The sequence below is a fragment of the Gordonia paraffinivorans NBRC 108238 genome (genome assembly GCF_000344155.1).
GTDB classification, from domain to species: domain Bacteria; phylum Actinomycetota; class Actinomycetes; order Mycobacteriales; family Mycobacteriaceae; genus Gordonia; species Gordonia paraffinivorans.
On the sequence record NZ_BAOQ01000076.1, the window covers coordinates 1 to 3,632 of the forward strand.

The window sequence follows — 3,632 nt, forward strand, 5'->3', positions numbered from 1 at the left end:
GCTATCTGGTCGGAGCTGCGATCGGCCTCGGTTACGAACGGACCACCACGCTCGCGTTCACCGCGGCGGGAAACAACTTCGAGCTGGCCATCGCGGTGGCGATCGGCACCTTCGGGGTGGCCTCGGGGCAGGCGCTTGCCGGGGGTCGTCGGGCCGCTCATCGAGGTCCCGGTACTGGTTGCCCTGGTGTACGTCTCGCTCGCCCTGCGCGCCCGCTTCGTCCGCCGAAATCCTGCGCGATCGACCGCATCGAAAGACGACTGAGTCGCCGACGAGCCGGCGTGCGGTTCGTCGCTGCTCAGCAGCAGGACGGCGCGGCCTTACCGTCCTGCGCATCCTCGGGCATGGCCGCGGCGGTGCCGCAACACGCGTCGCCCGCTGCGGCGGCCGGTTCGCCCAGATGCTGCGGACTCGTGCCAAAGGTGTCCGAGTCGGCGAGGACGGTGTAGACCTCCCACTTCTCTCCGGCGGGGCCGGTGACCCAGACCTTGTCCTGGGTGGCGAAGCAGCAGGTGGTGCCGATCTCCTCATCCGTGAACAACCCTTCACCGGCGAGACGGGCGATCTCGTCGTGGACCTTCTCGCTCGACTCGACCTCCACCCCGAGGTGGTTGATGGTGCCGCCCTTACCCAGGTTCTCCAGGAGAACCAGCTTCAGCGGGGGTTCGTCGATCGCGAAGTTCGCGTAGCCGGGCTTGCGCTTGGCCGGACCGGTGCCGAACAGCTTGGAGTAGAACACGATCGAGGAGTCGAGGTCGTCGACGTTGAGTGCGAGCTGCATCCGGGATATGGCAGCAACCTTTCACTTGTTAGACATATATCTAATTGACCGAACTATCGCAGGATGCCACCTTTTCGACCTATGTCAAGCACGTCGGTACGGTGGTGGTATGCCGAAGGCACTCCCGGTGGTCGACATCAGCGCCCCGATCTGCTGCGCGCCGGTCTCGGCGGCGCCACTCGACGACGACACGGCGCTCGAGATCGCGCTGCGGCTCAAGGCCTTGGCCGACCCGGTACGCATCAAGCTGCTGTCGATCCTGCTCACCGACGAGGCGGGAGAGGGAGTCTGCACCTGCGACCTGGCTGCTGCGGTCGGTCTCACCGAGGCGACGACGAGTCATCACCTGGGGCAACTACGCAAGGCGGGAATGGTGACGCCCGACCGTCGCGGGATGAACGTGTACTACCGCGCACGACCGGACTCGCTGGAAGCGCTCCGCACCGCACTCGCGACGACGGTGTGACGCCGTCTCCGAGACACAGCCCCGGCAGCATGGAAAAGGCCCGTCACCGGGGTCTCTCCGATGACGGGCCTTCTGCGGAAGCGGAGGGATTTGAACCCCATTCGCAGCCCCCGATGAGCCGTTGAAGTATCCATTTACCTGCGCTTTCCTGTCTCATTGGGTCACTGGTAATCACGGTAGTTCGGCTCAAAATGTGCCCAAAGTGTGCCCATAGATACCTTCACGTGGAGGTGTCGGGACCGCCGGGCAGAATGGGGCATTGTGCTGATGGCGTATGTCGACGAGTCGGGGGACACCGGTCCGATCGCGAAGGGCGGTACGAGGTGTTACTCCCTTGGTTGTGTGTTGATCTCCGACGAGCACTGGCCAAGCGCATTTGACCAGATGATTGGGTTCCGCCGCAGGCTGTCACAGACGTTCCGGATCAATCAGCGTTGGGAGCTCAAAGCGCACTACCTGACGCGAGGGGCTGGCACGATCAAGCATCTCGCACTCGCTCCTAGACAGCGCCATCTGATTTACCGAGGACATCTGAGCATCCTCGAGCAACTCAACGCTCGCGCGTTTGCCGTCGTCATCGACAAGGACGCTACGGGGGTCTCCGGACCAGACTGCTTTCACATGGCATGGGAAACCCTACTGAGCCGGCTTGAGCGAACGAGCACGTTTGAGAAGGCCCCACTCCTTGTCATACACGACGAGGGCGAGGATCACGGCGTCCGCCGAGAGTTCAGAAAAGCTCGGCGACACCTGACTGCGGGGAGCGCGTACGGCACGGGCCAGATCCGTCAGAAAGGCTCTCTCTTCCTCGACGATCCCGTATCCCGGTCGTCGCAGAATTCACACTTCATCCAGATCGCGGACCTAGTCGCCTACGCTGGCTGGCGCTCGTATCAGCCGCCCGGCCGCAAGGTTGCCGAGGTATGTCCGAGCGACATGTGGTCCAACTTGGGTCCTGCGATGCACACACCGGTCAACAGGCTGAGCGGCGGCGTTCCGGGCGTGGTCGTGCGGAAAAGATGAAGGCCCCCCAGCCTTGGCTGAGGGGCAGCTAGCACCTAGCCAATCCATAGGGAAAGGTTCAGCGCTGGTGCCTAGCGTACCTGCTCGCAACACAGCGTCTACCACCCACGCCGATTTAGACCCGGACGTGCTCGCCTCACGATGAGTGGCTGGGGCACCAGGGAAGTCACAACCTCCGCAGTTTCTTCACATTGTCATTGGGCTCCGTTTGGCACCGAAGAACCCTACGCCACCACGGCCACTTCACCACGTACCCGAGATCTCGGAGAGTGTCTACCGCCTTGCTGGGTGCATCTCGGACGACAACCGCGACCTGGGTGCGCCTCCATTGCTCGCGCTCGCTCGCAAGGAAATCAAGGGCTTTCTTCACCGAGTGTCCGTTGGGCTTGACTCCGAACTCGACAATGAGCATCGCGAGAACGTCTTCCAAGGGGGGCCTGAAACGTGGTCCGCCTACCGGGAAGTGCAAATCGCTCAGTAGTACAGGTCGCTTCCCGTTCTTCCGCTTCTTTGCCCGAGGGGTGCTGTCACCGGCATCCGCCATCCTCGCTTCCAGCTCCGCGTGCGTTCCATGGAATTGAATATGTGCACACGGCAGTTTGTCACGAAGGTTTCGAACGTACTCGTAGCGAAAGAGTGGACTCCTGCCGTCTGGTTCCACGAAGACGTGCACTTCAGCCTTTTCGATTGCGAGGTACGTCCGATGCCCGTCGAGAACGCACTCGTAACGAACTTCCAGCCTCAACAGCGGACGATTCGTGCCGTCTCGTAGAACCAACCCCGAAGCAGGCTCCTGCCGAACCGTGAAAGCGTCAGACCCTGCCACTTCAATTGCTACAAAGGCCGGACAGTCGTCACCGACGAGAGCCCTTGCTACTCGGGTTTGCTGAGACGCGAATCGGTTGGCTTGTTCCTGAAGATCAAGCTCCACTAACGGCTCGCTTGATCAGAAACTCAAGGCTCCTGATGTCTGACAAGATGCCTCGCTCGGATGCATCGAGGTCCCATCTCGCAGCCCGCTCTTCCAACTCGGCCCGCGTCATCCCGCTGCGCTCGATGAGCGTCTCCAACTCCTCGCGAGCCTCAGCGACACTGAGATGCCGGAACTCGCTCGTCGGCAACGTAGATGTCATTCCAGGTCTCTCCGTTCAGGGTGTGGTGGGTCCCTTGTGGCCAAGTGTGACACGGCTTCGTCTAGTCGTGTACGCAATCGGGATACGAGTCACATCATTGCAATCAACCCTGACAATCCTAAAACGCCAGTTCAGAGCTGGTCGGACTGCGAGCCAGACCCAGCGGCACCGGGCGCAGGTGATGCAACGGCAGCCTCCGCCGGGACAGAATCCGACTCGACCGACCACC

At 61.9% G+C, this 3,632-nt stretch carries 3 protein-coding genes and 1 pseudogene; 3 read left to right on the forward strand and 1 reads right to left on the reverse strand.

The genetic code is table 11. From position 1 onward, the window contains the following. A pseudogene (locus GP2_RS21485) lies at positions 1 to 264 on the forward strand (arsenic resistance protein); the annotation flags it as partial. 34 nt (positions 265 to 298) lie between these two features. Here GP2_RS21485 and GP2_RS20645 read toward each other — a convergent pair. Beyond that, positions 299 to 790 (reverse strand): ArsI/CadI family heavy metal resistance metalloenzyme, encoded by a 492-nt coding sequence (locus GP2_RS20645; protein ID WP_040527658.1) that lies wholly within the window; start codon positions 788 to 790, stop codon positions 299 to 301. Between the two features lie 100 nt (positions 791 to 890). Here GP2_RS20645 and GP2_RS20650 point away from each other — a divergent pair, with 100 nt between their 5' ends. Beyond that, a complete protein-coding gene (locus tag GP2_RS20650; protein WP_006902596.1) occupies positions 891 to 1,247 on the forward strand; it encodes an Rv2640c family ArsR-like transcriptional regulator in 357 nt (118 codons plus the stop codon). A gap of 204 nt (positions 1,248 to 1,451) precedes the next feature. Then, complete coding sequence (locus GP2_RS20655) at positions 1,452 to 2,270, forward strand: DUF3800 domain-containing protein (protein ID WP_006902597.1); 819 nt, start codon at positions 1,452 to 1,454, stop codon at positions 2,268 to 2,270. The last annotated feature ends 1,362 nt before the right edge of the window (positions 2,271 to 3,632 follow it).

Coding starts and splice junctions, on each gene's coding strand:
- GP2_RS20650 (WP_006902596.1), top strand. CDS start 891: ATGCCGAAGGCACTCCCGGTGGTCGACATCAGCGCCCCGATCTGCTGC.